Genomic DNA, 14,133 nt, shown 5'->3' with positions numbered 1-14,133 from the left:
TGCGACACTACCTAGTCCAGCCAGCCCAGTCTGGGCACACCGCCGCCGACCGAGATGACCTCGGCCCGGTGCAGGACCCCCTGAGATTCCAGGATGACGTGCTCCTTACGCGACGGGCACCGGGCCGCCCCGGTCACGACACCGCCCAGTGGAGTGGACCGGATGGTGACGGGCTGGCTGCCGAGGGTCGACCAGAGAACCGCTTCCCCGCTGGCGACCACGCGTTTGCGGACCGGGCGCGACAGGGTGATCGCGGTAAGGATCTCGACATCCAGTGCGCCGATGTCGTGGAACGCGAAGCGGGCCTGGTCGCCGTTTGCTGACAGGCACGTGGCGACGGCGACGATCGGCCGGGGCAATCCGTCCAGGCGTGCCGCGATCGCGCTCCCCTCCGGCGGGAGGTGATCGAAGACGGCCGAGAACCCGCCGATCGACACGTCGGTGGTCAGGCCGTTGCTGTCGGCCCCGGCGCCGGGCCACCACACGGACACCGGCGCGGACAGCGCGCGGCGGGGAAAGCGACGGCGCTCCACGTCGTCGTGCACGGGAGGCCCCAGCCGCAGGGACCTGTCGGTGACCTCGCGAACCGCCGCCCACCAGCGGCTCATCGGCCTCGTACGAATGAGGCTGATGACGTCGAAGGGGCGCAGTGGCAACCAGTCCCCGGTCGAGGAGTCCAGGGTGACGCCGTCGGCGTCGACCTCCACGACGGTCGCCCGGACCCGGTCGTCCACGTAGACCGCGGCGCCAACCCAGTCTTGCCATGTGTGCACTCGGCAATGATCACCATGCTCGGTTGCCGGACCCTGCCTTTTGGGTTTCCGTCCGGTCGCCGAGCGCGGTCAGGCCGTCCATCCGGCCGACCGGTCATCGGGGAGGCCGGCCGCCCGGCCGTCGAACGTGGTCAGGTCATTCGGCGGACCACCGACAGTGGCAGTGTCCGCATGGCGACCGACAGCGGCACCCACGGCCAGCGCGGCACGTACGCCTTGGCGGGCTCCCGCTCGATCGCCGCGGCGAGCAACCGGCAACCCGTCTCGGTATCGATCATGAACGGGGCCTTCTTGACCTTCTCGTTCATCTCCGAGCGGATGTAGCCGGGGTAGATCGTGGTGATGGTGATGCCGGAGCCGAGGACGTCGGCACGGATGCCCTCGGCAAGGGTGGCGACGGCGGCCTTGCTCGCCGCGTACATGGTCATGTTGCGCGGCATCCCGCGCAGCGCGCTCATGGACGAGACGACGACCAGGTGCCCCGCCTGCTGATCGCGGAACGCCTCCATCGCGGCCTCGCACTGGGCCAGGGCACCGAGCACGTTGGTCCGCGCGGTCTGCACGTTGGCGTAGAAGTAGCCGGTGCCGATCGGCTGCCCCTTGCCCAGGCCGGCGTTGACGACGACCCGGTCCAGCGAGCCGAGGTCGGCGCGGAAGGCCCGGAAGACCTCGAAGACCTGGTCGTGGTCGTCGACGTCGAGGCTGCGCACGCTGACCGTGATTCCCGGGTGGGCGGCGAGCAGCTCGGCGCGCAGCTCCTCCAGGCGGTCGGCGCGGCGGGCACACAGCGCCAGGTTGCGACCACGGGCGGCGAACTCGCGGGCCATCCCGCGACCGAGTCCGGAGCTGGCTCCGGTGATGAGGATGTTGCGGCGCACGTACGGACCCTCTCAGCGGTAGGTGAGCAACCGGCGGCCGTCGCCGGCGACGTGGGCATGGTCGTTGTAGGTCAGCAGCGAGACACCCTGGCCGCCCAGCAGGACGGTCGTGATGCTCGCGTTCACCATGACCCGGTTGAGCGCGAGCCAGCCCTCGGCCGGTACGCCCAGCAGGGCGGCGCAGACGGCGCTGATCGGGCCGCCCGAGGTCACCACCACGGTGGTCGCCGCCCGGCCGGCCGCGACGACGTCATCGAGAGCGGCCCGGACCCGGCCAGCGAAGGCGGACCAGGTCTCGGCGTGCCCGCCGGTCCGCGACGCGGTCCAGTCCCGCAGGGCGGCGTCGAGCAGCTCCTGGAGGGCCCGGCCGGGCCGGTCGGCGGCGCCGAGGTCAGTGGCGAGCGCGATCGGGTCGCGGTGGCGGGGTTCCCGGACGGCGAGCAGGTCGACGTGGTCGTACTCGTCCCAGCGGCCGTCCACGACGGGCTCCGGCACCGGCGCGCCGAGCCCGGCCAGCAGCTCGTCGGCGGTCTCGCGCTGGCGGCGTAGCTCGCCGGTGACGATCCGGTCGGGCCGCACGCCCCGGCGCGCCAGCTCGGCGCCGGCCGCCCGGGCCTGCTCGCGCCCCAGCTCCGACAGGGCGTCGTAGCTGCCGTCGTTGCCGGTGGCCTGCCCGTGCCGGACCAGGTACAGCACTCCCATCAGCGGCTCCCGCGTTCGGTCGCGCGGATCAGTCGCCGACACCGGAGGTCGAGGTAGCCCACCATGATCCAGTAGTGCCGGAACGCGCGGTTGCGGGTCCGCCGGTGGTGATAGCGGCAGGAGATCCGCTGGGCGATGACGGCGAGCCGGAACAGGCCGAACACCTCGTAGCAGGCCCAGGTGCCGACGTCGCCCGCACCGCCCGTGTCGACGGTCATCGGCCGGCTCCGGCGCGGACGGTCCCGGTGCCGACGGTCATCGCCCGGCTCCGGCGCGGACGTCACCGTCGGTGCGGTCGCTGTCCGGGTGGCGGCCGTCGACGTGGCCGCTCTCGATGCGGGCGCGCAGCCGCCGCGCCGCCGCTACCGTCTGGCGGTGCACCAGCGCCGGGACGTACCGCTTGGCCAGCCACGCCACCCGCCCGACGAGCTCGGTCAGCACGAGGAAGCGGCCCCGGTCGACAGCGACCACGACCCGGTCGGCGACCTGCTCAGGCGTGAGCTTCGACCCGTTGACCAGCTTATGGGTCAGATCCACCATCGCCGGGTCCGGGCTCCGGACGGACGAGGCCAGATTGGTCCGCACGAAGCCCGGGCAGACCACCGTGGTACGGATGCCGTACGGCTCCAGTTCGGAGCGCAACGTCTCCGACAGCGCGACCACCGCCGCCTTGGTGACGTTGTAGGAACTCATCGCGGGTGGGGTCAGCAGCCCGGCCAGCGACGCCACGTTGACCACATGCCCGTGCCCCTGCGCCTTGAGGAGCGGCACGAAGGTACGGCAGCCGCGGACGGCGCTCATCAGGTTGGTCTCGAGGATCCAGCGCCAGTCCTCGATCGGTATCGCGTCGACGCGCCCGGCCGCGGCCACGCCGGCGTTGTTGACCAGGATGTCCAGGCCGCCCCAGTTCTCCTCGCACCACACCCGGGCCCGCGCCCACGCGTCGTCGTCGGTGACGTCCAGGGACAGCGCAGCGATGCGGGACGGGTCGCCGAGGGCGGCGGCCGCCTCGGCGACGGCATCGGCGTTGACGTCGGTGAGCAGTACCCGGCACCCGTCGGCGGCGAACCGGGCGGCGATCGCCCGGCCCAGGCCGGATCCGGCGCCGGTGACCAGAACCCGCCGGCCGCAGTCTGCACCGGTGGCCGGCGCGTGCCGGCCGGATCCGGCGCCGGTGGCCGGCGCCTGCCGGCCGGTGTTCGCCTCGCTCATCGGGCCTCCTCCAGGTAGGGCGCCAACTCCAGGCGCGCGACGACGCCACGGTGCACCTCGTCGGGGCCATCCGCCAGCCGGATGGCCCGCGCGGTCGTCCACGCTCCGGCGAGGGGAAGGTCGTTGGACAGGCCGGCCCCACCGTGCAGCTGGATGGCCATGTCGACGACCTGCTGGGCCATCGTCGGCACCGCCACCTTGATCTGGGAGACCGCCGACAGCGCCGCCCCGATCCCGTCGGTGTCCAGCAGCCAGGCGGTGTGCAGCACCAGCAGGCGGGCCTGCTGGATGGCGATCCGCGCGTCGGCGATGCGCTCCCGGTTGCCGCCGAGGTTGACCAGCGGCTTGCCGAACGCGGTGCGACTGACGCCCCGCCGGCAGGCGAGTTCGAGCGCGCGCTCGGCGAGGCCGATCAGGCGCATGCAGTGGTGCACCCGGCCCGGCCCCAGACGCCCCTGGGCGATCTCGAAGCCCCGGCCGGGACCGGCGATGATCGCGCTGGCGGGCAGCCGGACGTCGGTGAAGGACACCTCCCCGTGCCCGCCCGGCTCGTCGTAGAAGCCCATCGTCGGGAGCATCCGCTCGACCCGCACCCCCGGCGTGTCACGGGGCACCGCGACCATTGAATGGCGCAGGTAGCGGTGGGCGGTCGGGTCGGTGACGCCCATGAAGACGAGTACGTCGCAGTCGGGGTGGCCCACGCCGGTGCTCCACCACTTGCGCCCGTTGAGCACGACCTCGTCGCCGTCGAGCACGGCGGTCGCGGCCATGTTGGTGGCGTCCGAGGACGCGACGTCCGGCTCGGTCATGCAGAATGCCGACCGGATGCGCCCCTCCAGCAGCGGCACCATCCAGCGGTTGCGCTGCTCCTCGCTGCCGTAGTGGTAGAACACCTCGATGTTGCCGGTGTCCGGCGCGGCGCAGTTGAACACCACCGGCGCGATCGCCGACCGTCCCATCGCCTCGGCGAGCGGGGCGTACTCCACGTTGGACAGGCCGACGCCGTACGTCTCGTCCGGCATGAACAGGTTCCACAGGCCGGCCGCCCGGGCCTTGCGCTGAAGATCGCGGATCCGCGGCGGGACTGTCCACGGGTCGGCCCCGCCACCGCCGTCGCGGCCGGCGATACCACCGTCGCCCTCGCGGCCGGCGATACCACCGTCGCCCTCGCGGCCCGCGGTGCGGCCGTCGCGGTCACCCAGCGCGGCGAGGAGCGCGGCCTCGACCGGCTCGATCTCGGTGCGCATGAACTCCTGCACCCGCTCCAGGTACTCCCTGGACCGGGCGGACGGCGTGAAGTCCACCGGATCGCCTCCCGCGACGCTTCGTACCGGGAACGGCCCGGCGACACCTCCGGGCCGGGCACCGCCCACCCCGGTCGGGCACCGCTCAACCCGGCCGGACACCTTCGCCAGCCCGGTCACGTCCCACCAGCCCGGACAGGTCGAACCAGCTTCTTGAGCAATGCTCAACGCCAACTTAGCGGTATGTTGAGCATTGCTCAAGAGACCACGTCAGCGGGGAGTCAGCCATGACCGACCAGCCCGCCCGCCGAGCGACCCCGCACACCGCCGGGGAGACCCGCAGCCGGCGGCTCAGCCAGGACGACCGGCGCCGGCAGCTCATCGGGATCGGGCTGCAGATGCTGGCCAGCCGCCCGATCCACGCACTGTCGGTCGACGCGGTGGCCGCGGAGGCCGGCATCTCGCGCGGCCTGCTGTTCCACTACTTCCCGACCAAGCAGCACTACTACACGGCCGTCGTCCGGGCCGCCGCCCGCCGGCTGCTCAACGCGGCGCAGGCCGACCCGGAGGTGGCGGCGGCCGAGCAGCTGCGGTCCATCGTCGCGGCGTTCGTCGGGTTCATCGACCGCCACCTCGAGCCCTACACCGCGTTCTTCCGGGGCGGCGCGGGCGCCGACCCCGACATCCGGGAGATCTTCGAGGACATCCGCGACACCCTCACCGAGCGCGCGCTGGCCGCCCTGCGGGTACCGGCGACTCCGACCTCCCGGATGACCGTACGGGCCTGGTGGTCGCTGGTGGAGAGCCTTGCCGTGGACCGGGCCGAGCAGCGGGTGACCACACCCGACGCCCTGGTCCGGTACGCGGCGGCGACCCTGACGGACCTGCTGACCCGCGCCCGCGACCTGCCGGTCGGCGACGGCGCGGCGACTACCAGGTGAACGTCTCCGGCCAGGTCAGCCGGGCGATCTCGTCCTGCCCGGCGGAGCTCGGGTGGAAGAAGTCCAGCACGGACAGCCGGTCGAGATCGAAGGCGGCCCGGTACACGGCGCCACCGTCCCACCGGCAGTGCGGCCCGTACCGGTCGCAGGCGCGCGCGAGGGCGTTGTTGTAGGCGTCGACGCGGTCGCGGAAGGCCTGCCGCCGGGCCGCGTCCACCGGCGCGGTGGACGTCGGACTGGCCAGCAGCGATGGGCACACGCCCCGCGACCACACCGACCGGACCACCGCGGTGACGAAGTCCGCGACCGGGGTCAGCAGATTCCTTCCGTGGATACTCCGACCTTCAGGCCGGGCAGGAAACGCCAACACCTGCGGAGCAGAGCAGGGAAAGCCGATCCGCCGCCACGGCGGATCGGCGGGTCGGCGACCCGGGCACTGGGCCGGGCGTCGTTGGCGGCCCGGCCCCTGATCGCCGGGTTCCCGACGAGGCTGCGCTGGTAGCGGCCCTCCACCACCCCGTACCCGTCCTCGGCGGACCACGAGTTGCGCGGGCAGCCGAGGACGGGTGAGGCAGCTGGCGTACCCGGCGGTAACGAGTCACCCAGGGCATGTCCGGCGCGCCCGCAACACGAACTGAACTGAGCCGGATGCCCGGCCGCCGACAGTCAGGGCGCCGCCGGGACGATGACCGACCCGCGGGTGACGACGAGTGGAGCGTCGGCGTTGAGCCCCAGTTCCCGAAGAATCGCCTCGCGTGCCGTAGCCGGATCGTTCGGCGTGGTGACCGACGTCAACCCGGTACGAGCGTCGACACCCGCGGTGGCGAGCTGGATCCCGGCGCGACGCAGCGCGGTACCGGCGGCCATGACCCGGTCCGCGAGCCGCTTGCCGTCCGCGGAGGACTGTGCGACCGCGAACACCTCGACACCGGCGTCGGTACCGGCGAGCCGCCTGAGGGCGTCCCGATGATCGCACCACCGGGACACGAACCCCGCGTACACCCGACCGCCGGCAACCCCGTCGTCGACGATCAACTGACCCGAGTCGTCGGGATGCGCATCCAGGTACTGGCGAACCCTGCTCACCACCGCCTCGTCGACCCGATGGCCTTGGGACGCGCCCCGCGCGGACATGTCGGGCGGCGCGGTCGTACACGGCTGCGCCGCGCGCGCCGATGCTGGCGGTCCGGCAGCAGCGGGAGAACTGTCGGCCGGGCTCGCAGCCGGACCTCCCGGCCGCGAGCCACCGGCGCCGGCGCATCCGCCGACGAAGAACGCGACGGCCAGGACCGGCCCCGCGAGGATGCCCGCCAGGATCCTGGTGAGCCTCTGCGCGTGGCCCCCGGAAGCACCCGCGGCCGATGGTTGACGGGTACGCCTGTCCGACGGTTGCCTGCGGGCCGGTCCAAAGCCTGTCATCACGATGGGACGTCCTCAGTCATCCGCACGGGTGCCGTCAAGAATAGCGTGGGGAGAAACCGATGGCAGCCGTAGCGTTTCCAATCTTGCTGAAGTACGAGCGGGTATTGACAGTACAGTTTCCACTGTCGTCAAGCCCGCCGACCGCAGACGTGATCCCGAGCAGTGTAGATCCCGAGAACAATGGACCGCCGCTGTCGCCCGGCCTCACACATGCGCTTGTCTCCAACTGGTCGGCGAGTGACACAATGAATCCGTTGTCGTCGATGTTGACGTTGACGCTACTACGAGTCACACTGCCAGAAGTCAGGTGCGTGGTGATGCCACTCTTTTGGACGCTACGGCCAACGGCGAAATCATCGCCGCTGCCACTTCTCGTCACCCGGCGGCAATCCTGCGAGTAGTCGATCAGGCAGTTGTTCAGCTTGTCGAAACCGCCATTGTTGCCAAACCACTCGACCTCCTCGACGTCCGCAGTGCCCGCGAAATTCCGGTCACCTCGATACCCCAGTCGATAGCCGCTTATCTCCGGGGATGTCCGACCGGCGTAGACCGGGGCGTTGGGGTCGTCGAAGCAGTGCCCGGCAGTGAGGGTCGCGTTTCGACCAGCCCGGTCAACCCCCAACACCGTGGAGGTGCAACTCCAGACATAGCCGCCGGACGCCTGTTGCAGGAGCACGCCACCCCGGGTCGGGGTGCAGTAGACGTTGGTGGGACAGGACCCCAGTGAGTCTTGCGCGGTGACACCGCCTTCGCTACCGGGCTGCGTGAGATTGATCTGCGCCTGCGCTTCTGGAACGCGCAGCACGGCTGGCCGGGCAAGGACTCCCAGCCGCACGACCACCCGGTCGGAGTCGAAACGAAGGCGGATTTTCCTCGCCAACGCGGGGGGTGTAGTTCACCACGTCCTACCGCCCCGTCGCCGCTTGACAGATCCCATAGGGACACCCCCGGACGGGACGGGCCCGCAGCCTGCGCACCGGCGGCGGCGAAAGTCCTCAACCCCGCCCCGCGCGTGCCGACACTCCGGAGTGCGGTACGGAAGGTGGCCGGATGTCCGCATCCGCCTGCGCCTTCCGCCATCGGACGGGAAGGGCGGTGCGCGGTGAGCGAGATCCCCGGCATCAACAGCTTGATCGAACTGGTCGTGGACGGCGAGCGGGTGTACCGCTCACGCGTCGAGGCCCGGGCCGACGACGTCCTGACCGTGGCGGCGCCCATCGGTGCCGGCGACCTGGAACCGCCCGAGGTGGGCTCGATCCTGACCGTCGGCTGGCCGGTCGCCCGGTCCCGCCACGTCGTGCCGGTGCGGCTGACCGAACTGATCCGGCAGCAGCAGCCGCCGCGGTGGGTGGTGGAGGTGGCCGGCGACGTCCGCGCGGAGAACCGCCGCAAGTTCGTCCGCGGCGCGGCCGGCGGCAGCGTCCACCTGTACCGGACGACCGGCGCCGACCGCGCACGGCCGACCGTCGGCGGGGTGATCGACCTCAGCGAGGGTGGTCTGCGCTGCCACCTCGCGGCCTGCGACTTCCAGCCCGGCGAGCCGGTCCGCGTGCACCTCCCGCTCGGCGGCGACCCGGTCGACACCGCCGGCGCGGTGGCCTCGCTGCGCCCACCGCCCCAGGGTCCCGGTTCCGACGTGGTGGTCACCTTCGATCTCGGCGAGCGCGACGCGCAGAAGGTCCGCCGCTACCTGTACCAACTGGAGCTGGAGGAGCGCCGCAAACAGCGCTACGCCGACTGACCCGCGCCCGCGCCACGCCCGTGCCCACGCCACACCCACGCCGCGAACCCATGATCCTGAAGGATTCTCCGTGTCCCGGCACGGAGAATCCTTCAGGATCATGGGGGTTAACCAACCCAGACGGTGCTCGCGCCCTGGATGGTCGAGGTCGGGGCCGGAGCGGGGTCGTTGCAGGTCTGCACCTGGTCGCCGACCCGGGCGGCCGGCTTGTTGTTGATCATTACCGTTGCGCTGCCCACGACGACCGTGCCCTGGTTCGTCGGCGGGCTCTGGAAAGTACCCCCGGGTGGCACGTGCGGCGGACTGTTGGTCGCCGTCGCGCCGACGACGGCGGCGGGCCGCCCCTCGATGCGGACATCCGGGCTGCATCCCCCGGTCAGCGTGCCGCTGAACGGCAGCGGCATCGGGGTGGGTACCGGCCCACCGGGCGAGGGCACCAGCACGATGTGCGTGTCGGTACCGACAACCGGGTCACCCTGCTTGGCCGCCGGTGGCATCCGGCTCCCCCTCCCGCGCGCCGTGGACCGGCGTCTCCCGCGCGCCGTGGACCGGCGTCTCCCGCGCGCCGTGGACCGGCGTCTCCGCCACCCGTGCGGACCGCCAGCCGCCCGGGTGGCGGCGCCGACCCGGCTCGGGACGGCCGGCGGCACCCCGGCGGGTATCGAGCGTCAACCGCTCCGCCGGCGCGGCGAGGTCGGTGTCCAGCGCGCGTACCAGCGGCGCGTTGACCACCAGGCCCAACACCGTACGGGTCGGCGGGCCGAACGCGCGGTACAGGTCGGTGCCGGCGTCGGCGAAACGTACCAGCACCGGGGTGGGCGACTCGGCCAGCGCCCCGGTGAGCAGCTTCTGGTCCAGTCGCCGCTCCGGGACCACACCGGCCAGCACCACGTCGAGCAGCCTCTGCTCCCGGTACGGATCGGCGGCCCAGGACGTGACCAGGTAGAGCAGGTTGAACCGCCGGGTCGGCGGGCGCCGGCCGAGCAGTATCCCGTGCTCGTCGCGGACGTCGTCCCAGTCGGCGGCCACGCCGCGGCTGTCCTCGCGCACCTCGGCCAGGAAGAGGTTGAGCACGTCGTGCCCGTCCTCGGGGGGCGGCGCACCGAGCCGTACCGTCGCGTCCGGCGGCAGCAGCGGGTCGAACAACGCGCGCAGGGCCGCGCCGACCTCTCCGATCACCCGCTCAGGATCACCGGTGCCGCGCGGGTGGTGGCAGGACTGCGGGGGCGGCGCGGTGCGCGCTGCTGGCCGCCCGAAAGGGCAGCCGACGGTACCCGGCGCGCCGCCCCGTGGCCGGTGCCGGACGGATGGGCGGATTGGCGACGCTGACTCAACGTCAGTGGCGGTCCCTTGGAGGCCCTATGCCCAGCAGTTACCTGTCGCCCGGCGTGTACGTCGAGGAGGTCTCCTCCGGCTCGAAACCGATCGAGGCGGCGGGTACCGCGGTCGCCGCGTTCGTCGGCTTCGCCGAGCGCGGCCCGGTCAACCAGCCCGTCCTGGTCACCAACTGGACCCAGTTCACGCAGACGTTCGGTGGCTTCATGCCCGGGTCGTACCTGGCCCACGCCGTCTACGGGTACTTCGCCAACGGCGGCGGCACCGGGTACGTGGTCCGCATCGGCGGGCAGGCGCCGTCGGTGGTGCGCGGCGAGCTGCCCGCCGCCGGCGACGAGCCGGACCGGCCGGCGTTCACGGTACGGGCACTGGCCACAAACGACGGCGACGGCGCCCCACCGGCCGACCTGACCGTCGAGGTGACCCCGACCGCCGGCGGGCCCGACGACGCGTTCACGCTGGTCGTCAAGCAGGGCGGCCGGACCGTCGAGACGCTCGAGGGGCTGACCACGAAGCGCGGCCCCACCAACGTCGTCACCGCGGTGAAGCAGCAGTCCACGCTGATCGCCGTCGAGGAGGTCAAGGGCCGGCCGGTGCTCGCGCCGCGCAAGGGAGCCGCGGTCACGCTGGCGGCCGAGCCGGCCGCGGAGCTGGCCGTCTCCGCCCGCGACTACGTCGGTGACGTCGCCGACCGGACCGGGTTCGCCGGCCTGGAGGCCATCGACGAGATCACCATGCTGTGCGTACCGGACCTGATGGCCGCCCGTCAGCAGGACCTGCTCGACGACGAGGGCGTCCTGGCGGTACAGGCGGCGATGATCACGCACTGCGAGCTGATGGCCGACCGGGTCGCCATCCTGGACACCCCGCCCGGCCTCACCGCCCAGCAGGTCAAGCGGTGGCGGGCCGAGGCCAACGTCGACTCCAAGTACGCGGCCGTCTACTACCCCTGGATCAAGGTGATGGACCCGGTGGCGGGGCGGCCGGCGTTCCTGCCGCCCAGCGGTCACGTCGCCGGCATCTGGGCCCGTAACGACGCCACCCGCGGAGTACACAAGGCCCCCGCGAACGAGATCGTGCGCGGGGCGATCGCGCTGGAGTTGAACCTCACCAAGGGCGAGCATGACCAGCTCAACCCGGACGGGATCAACTGCATCCGGACGTTCCCGGGCCAGGGCATCCGGGTGTGGGGGGCGCGCACGCTGTCCAGCGACCCGGAGTGGCGCTACCTCAACGTCCGCCGGCTGTTCAACTACGTCGAGAAGTCCATCCTCCAGGGCACCAACTGGGTGGTCTTCGAACCCAACGACCCGAAGCTGTGGGACTCGGTCAACCGGACCGTCACGATGTTCCTGCGCCGGGTGTGGCGCGACGGCGCGCTGTTCGGGCGTACCCCGGCGGAGGCGTTCTACGTCAAGTGCGACGAGGAGAACAACCCGCCGGAGAACCGCGACGCCGGCATGCTGACCGTCGAGATCGGTATCGCGCCGGTGAAGCCGGCCGAGTTCGTCATCTTCCGGATCTCCCAGTTCGCCGAGGGCGCTGGGCTCGAGGAGTAAGGAGGTCCACGGATGCCCGGCGGACTGGGGCCGCAGCAGCCGAACGACGCGCTGACCGCGGCCCGTTTCTCGATCACTATCGACGGCTATGAGATCGCGTCGTTCTCGGAGCTGTCCGGGATCACCACCGAGGTCGAGGCCGTCGACTTCCTGGAGTCCTCCGACAAGGAGGTCATCTTCAAGAAGCTGCCCGGCAAGCGCAAGCCGCCGACCATCGTGCTCAAGCGGGGCAAGAACAACTCGATGGAGCTGTGGGCCTGGCACGAAGCGGTCCTGCTCGGCGACATCGTCGCGGCCCGCAAGAGCTGCTCCCTGGTGATGTACAACTACGACGGCAAGCCGGTCGCGCGCTACCACATGGAACACGCCTGGCCCGCAAAGCTCGAGATCGGCGCGTTGAAGGCCGGGGCCAGCGAGGTCCTGATGGAGACCGTCACCATCGTGTGCGAGAACATCCAGCGGGTGGCGCCATGAGCACAACCGCGACCGCCCCGCCGGCGCTGCGCACCGAGTACCCGTTCACGCTGCCCCGGGGCTACGTCGACGAGAACGGCCAGGTGCACCGCGAGGGTGTCATGCGGCTGGCCACCGCGCGCGACGAGATCATGCCGCAGACCGATCCGAGGGTACGCCAGAACCCCTCGTACCTGACCGTCATTCTGCTGGAGCGCACGGTCACCCGGCTGGGCTCACTGGCGGGCGTGGACACGTTCGTGGTCGAGAACCTGTTCGCCTCCGATCTGGCGTTCCTGCAGGACCTGTACCGGCGGATCAACCAGGAGGGCCGTACCGAGGCGGCGGTCACCTGCCCGTCCTGCGGGCACGACTTCGCCGTCGACCTGGCGGGTGATGCGCCGGGGGGATCCTGACGTACGCGTCCGACCGGCTCTGGGCGGAGGTCGCGTACGTCGCCTACTACCTGCACTGGTCGTTCGACCAGATTCTCGACCTCGAACACGCCGTCCGGGAACGGGTGGTGGACGAGATCGGAAAGATCCACACACGACGGGAGTACGGGGAAGGCGGGTGAAACGACGATGAGATGGTCACTGCCGTGGCGTAGCCGCCCCGCCGCCGCGCCCGCCACCGACCCCGGCACCACGCCCGCCACCGGGACCGGCGCCACGGCCGCCACCGGGACCGCGTCCGCCGGGTCCGCGCCGGCCCGGCCGCAGCGGCCGGCGTGGCGGTCCCTCGCCCCGATCCCCACCACCGTGGCGCTGCGCGCGCCGATCCTCGCCCCGGCGACGCTGCCCGACGTGGCGGGTACCCGGCCATTGACCGGCGCCAACCCGAGGGCCGCGGCCGGCCGGGTACCCGACGATCAGGTCCCGCACGGCCGGGTGCGGGGACTGGCCACGCCCGTACCCCCGGACCCGCCCGCGCCCCCGGCCACCGCCCTGGCCGCCGACGTGGTCGTGCCCACGGCCGGCGCGGGTACCGGGCCGGCCGCCGAGCCGCCACGGCGCAACCCTCGGGTGGTGGCCGGGCCGCCGCAGCCGGCACCGGAGCTGGTACGGGCCGTCGACGCGTACGTCGGACCGGCACGTGAGCCGGCCGTGCCGTACCGGGCACCGGGCTGGCTGCGGGCCGCACCGCCGCCGCTGCCCGTAGCCGGTATACCGCCCGAGCTGGCCGCGATGCCGGTCCGGCCGGCGCCCGGCAGCGCCCCACGACCGGGTGGCCCCGCCGACCCTGTCCGTCCGGGCTATCCGGCCGGTCCCGCCCGGACGGACGGCCACCCGCGCCCGGACGCCCGCGACGGCCACCCGCGCCCGGACGCCCGCGACGGTCTTCCGCGCCCGGACGGGCGGCGCAGCGTCGGGCAGAGCCGGCGGCTGGGCCTCGGGGCACCCATCTCCCGGCCCGCCGCCGCCGAGGCAGCCGGTGCCCCGCCCGACGGCCCGCCGCCGGGCGGCCCGACCGGACGCGGGGACCCGACGGCGGCCGACCGCACCGAGCCGGTCCCGCCCGACCTCGCCGCGCAGGTACGGGCGGCGTACGGCACCGATGTCGGCGCCGTACCGGTACACCGGGGTCCGACGGCCGACTCCGGCGCCGAGCGCCTGGCCGCCCGGGCCTACACCGCAGACGCGGAGGTGTACCTGCCACTGGCCGCCGGTGAGGCGACCGGCCCTCAGGGGCGCGCGCTGCTGGCCCACGAACTCGTCCACGCCGTACAGCAACGCGACCTCGGCGGGTCCCTGCCGGCCGAGTCGTCACCGGAGGGCGCACGGTTGGAGGCCGACGCCCTGGCCGCCGAGGACGCCGGACTGGAAATCCTGTCTCGGCCCGCGCTGCACCACCGGGTACCGCCCGACGACCC

The 14,133-nt window shown here is 72.5% G+C and carries 18 protein-coding genes; 7 read left to right on the top strand and 11 right to left on the bottom strand.

Annotated features, from left to right (window positions below; translation table 11 throughout):
- Window positions 1-11: 11 nt before the first annotated feature.
- The 6 genes from ACNTMW_RS05005 to ACNTMW_RS04980 form a co-directional block, all read right to left on the bottom strand.
- Complete coding sequence (locus ACNTMW_RS05005; protein WP_426632168.1) at window positions 12-773, bottom strand: hypothetical protein; 762 nt, start codon at window positions 771-773, stop codon at window positions 12-14.
- Window positions 774-904: 131 nt separating this feature from the next.
- Window positions 905-1,651, bottom strand: coding sequence for an SDR family oxidoreductase (locus tag ACNTMW_RS05000; RefSeq protein WP_426632167.1), 747 nt, complete (start codon window positions 1,649-1,651; stop codon window positions 905-907).
- A gap of 12 nt (window positions 1,652-1,663) precedes the next feature.
- Window positions 1,664-2,353: a histidine phosphatase family protein gene (locus ACNTMW_RS04995; RefSeq protein ID WP_426632166.1), complete on the bottom strand. Its 690-nt coding sequence runs from the start codon at window positions 2,351-2,353 to the stop codon at window positions 1,664-1,666.
- On the bottom strand, window positions 2,353-2,571 hold the full coding sequence (locus ACNTMW_RS04990) for a hypothetical protein (protein WP_426632165.1): 219 nt from the start codon (window positions 2,569-2,571) through the stop codon (window positions 2,353-2,355). The genes ACNTMW_RS04995 and ACNTMW_RS04990 overlap by 1 nt, the downstream gene beginning before the upstream one ends.
- 37 nt (window positions 2,572-2,608) lie before the next feature.
- Window positions 2,609-3,565, bottom strand: coding sequence for an SDR family oxidoreductase (locus tag ACNTMW_RS04985; RefSeq protein WP_426632164.1), 957 nt, complete (start codon window positions 3,563-3,565; stop codon window positions 2,609-2,611).
- The gene (locus ACNTMW_RS04980; RefSeq protein WP_426632504.1) at window positions 3,562-4,869 is read right to left on the bottom strand and encodes an acyl-CoA dehydrogenase family protein; all 1,308 of its coding nucleotides are present in this window, start codon (window positions 4,867-4,869) and stop codon (window positions 3,562-3,564) included. The genes ACNTMW_RS04985 and ACNTMW_RS04980 overlap by 4 nt, the downstream gene beginning before the upstream one ends.
- A 227-nt stretch (window positions 4,870-5,096) precedes the next feature.
- Between ACNTMW_RS04980 and ACNTMW_RS04975 the strand changes: the two genes are divergently transcribed.
- On the top strand, window positions 5,097-5,750 hold the full coding sequence (locus ACNTMW_RS04975; protein WP_426632163.1) for a TetR/AcrR family transcriptional regulator: 654 nt from the start codon (window positions 5,097-5,099) through the stop codon (window positions 5,748-5,750).
- Here ACNTMW_RS04975 and ACNTMW_RS04970 read toward each other — a convergent pair.
- The 3 genes from ACNTMW_RS04970 to ACNTMW_RS04960 all read right to left on the bottom strand — a co-directional run bounded on the left by ACNTMW_RS04970 (window position 5,740) and on the right by ACNTMW_RS04960 (window position 8,052).
- Complete coding sequence (locus ACNTMW_RS04970) at window positions 5,740-6,120, bottom strand: SGNH/GDSL hydrolase family protein (protein ID WP_426632162.1); 381 nt, start codon at window positions 6,118-6,120, stop codon at window positions 5,740-5,742. The two genes, ACNTMW_RS04975 and ACNTMW_RS04970, sit on opposite strands and share 11 nt — an antisense overlap.
- 296 nt (window positions 6,121-6,416) lie before the next feature.
- The gene (locus ACNTMW_RS04965) at window positions 6,417-6,836 is read right to left on the bottom strand and encodes a hypothetical protein (protein WP_426632161.1); all 420 of its coding nucleotides are present in this window, start codon (window positions 6,834-6,836) and stop codon (window positions 6,417-6,419) included.
- A gap of 370 nt (window positions 6,837-7,206) precedes the next feature.
- Window positions 7,207-8,052, bottom strand: a complete 846-nt coding sequence (locus ACNTMW_RS04960) for a S1 family peptidase (RefSeq protein WP_426632160.1) — start codon at window positions 8,050-8,052, stop codon at window positions 7,207-7,209.
- Between the two features lie 222 nt (window positions 8,053-8,274).
- Between ACNTMW_RS04960 and ACNTMW_RS04955 the strand changes: the two genes are divergently transcribed.
- On the top strand, window positions 8,275-8,913 hold the full coding sequence (locus tag ACNTMW_RS04955) for a PilZ domain-containing protein (protein WP_426632159.1): 639 nt from the start codon (window positions 8,275-8,277) through the stop codon (window positions 8,911-8,913).
- Between the two features lie 107 nt (window positions 8,914-9,020).
- Here the strand turns inward: ACNTMW_RS04955 and ACNTMW_RS04950 are convergent, their stop codons facing one another.
- Together ACNTMW_RS04950 and ACNTMW_RS04945 are read right to left on the bottom strand one after the other, a co-directional pair.
- Entirely contained in the window at window positions 9,021-9,410 is a 390-nt protein-coding gene (locus ACNTMW_RS04950) for a PAAR domain-containing protein (protein ID WP_426632158.1), read from the bottom strand.
- Window positions 9,385-10,092, bottom strand: coding sequence for a Pvc16 family protein (locus ACNTMW_RS04945; RefSeq protein ID WP_426632157.1), 708 nt, complete (start codon window positions 10,090-10,092; stop codon window positions 9,385-9,387). Before ACNTMW_RS04945 ends, ACNTMW_RS04950 begins: the two co-directional genes overlap by 26 nt.
- A gap of 182 nt (window positions 10,093-10,274) precedes the next feature.
- On the opposite strand from ACNTMW_RS04945, the gene ACNTMW_RS04940 reads away from it, so the two are divergent.
- The 5 genes from ACNTMW_RS04940 to ACNTMW_RS04920 form a co-directional block, all read left to right on the top strand.
- Entirely contained in the window at window positions 10,275-11,807 is a 1,533-nt protein-coding gene (locus ACNTMW_RS04940) for a phage tail sheath family protein (protein ID WP_426632156.1), read from the top strand.
- A 12-nt stretch (window positions 11,808-11,819) separates the two neighbouring features.
- On the top strand, window positions 11,820-12,281 hold the full coding sequence (locus ACNTMW_RS04935; RefSeq protein ID WP_426632155.1) for a phage tail protein: 462 nt from the start codon (window positions 11,820-11,822) through the stop codon (window positions 12,279-12,281).
- Window positions 12,278-12,676: a hypothetical protein gene (locus ACNTMW_RS04930; RefSeq protein WP_426632154.1), complete on the top strand. Its 399-nt coding sequence runs from the start codon at window positions 12,278-12,280 to the stop codon at window positions 12,674-12,676. Before ACNTMW_RS04935 ends, ACNTMW_RS04930 begins: the two co-directional genes overlap by 4 nt.
- Window positions 12,670-12,837, top strand: coding sequence for a DUF6760 family protein (locus ACNTMW_RS04925; protein WP_426632503.1), 168 nt, complete (start codon window positions 12,670-12,672; stop codon window positions 12,835-12,837). The genes ACNTMW_RS04930 and ACNTMW_RS04925 overlap by 7 nt, the downstream gene beginning before the upstream one ends.
- 7 nt (window positions 12,838-12,844) lie before the next feature.
- Window positions 12,845-14,133 (top strand): eCIS core domain-containing protein (locus ACNTMW_RS04920; protein ID WP_426632153.1); only part of this gene is annotated, 1,289 nt, incomplete at its 3' end.

This window comes from Planosporangium spinosum, from assembly GCF_049999945.1.
Lineage (GTDB): Bacteria > Actinomycetota > Actinomycetes > Mycobacteriales > Micromonosporaceae > Planosporangium > Planosporangium spinosum.
Note: the sequence above shows the minus strand (reverse complement) of the source record. Positions and strands in the feature narration are given on the sequence as shown.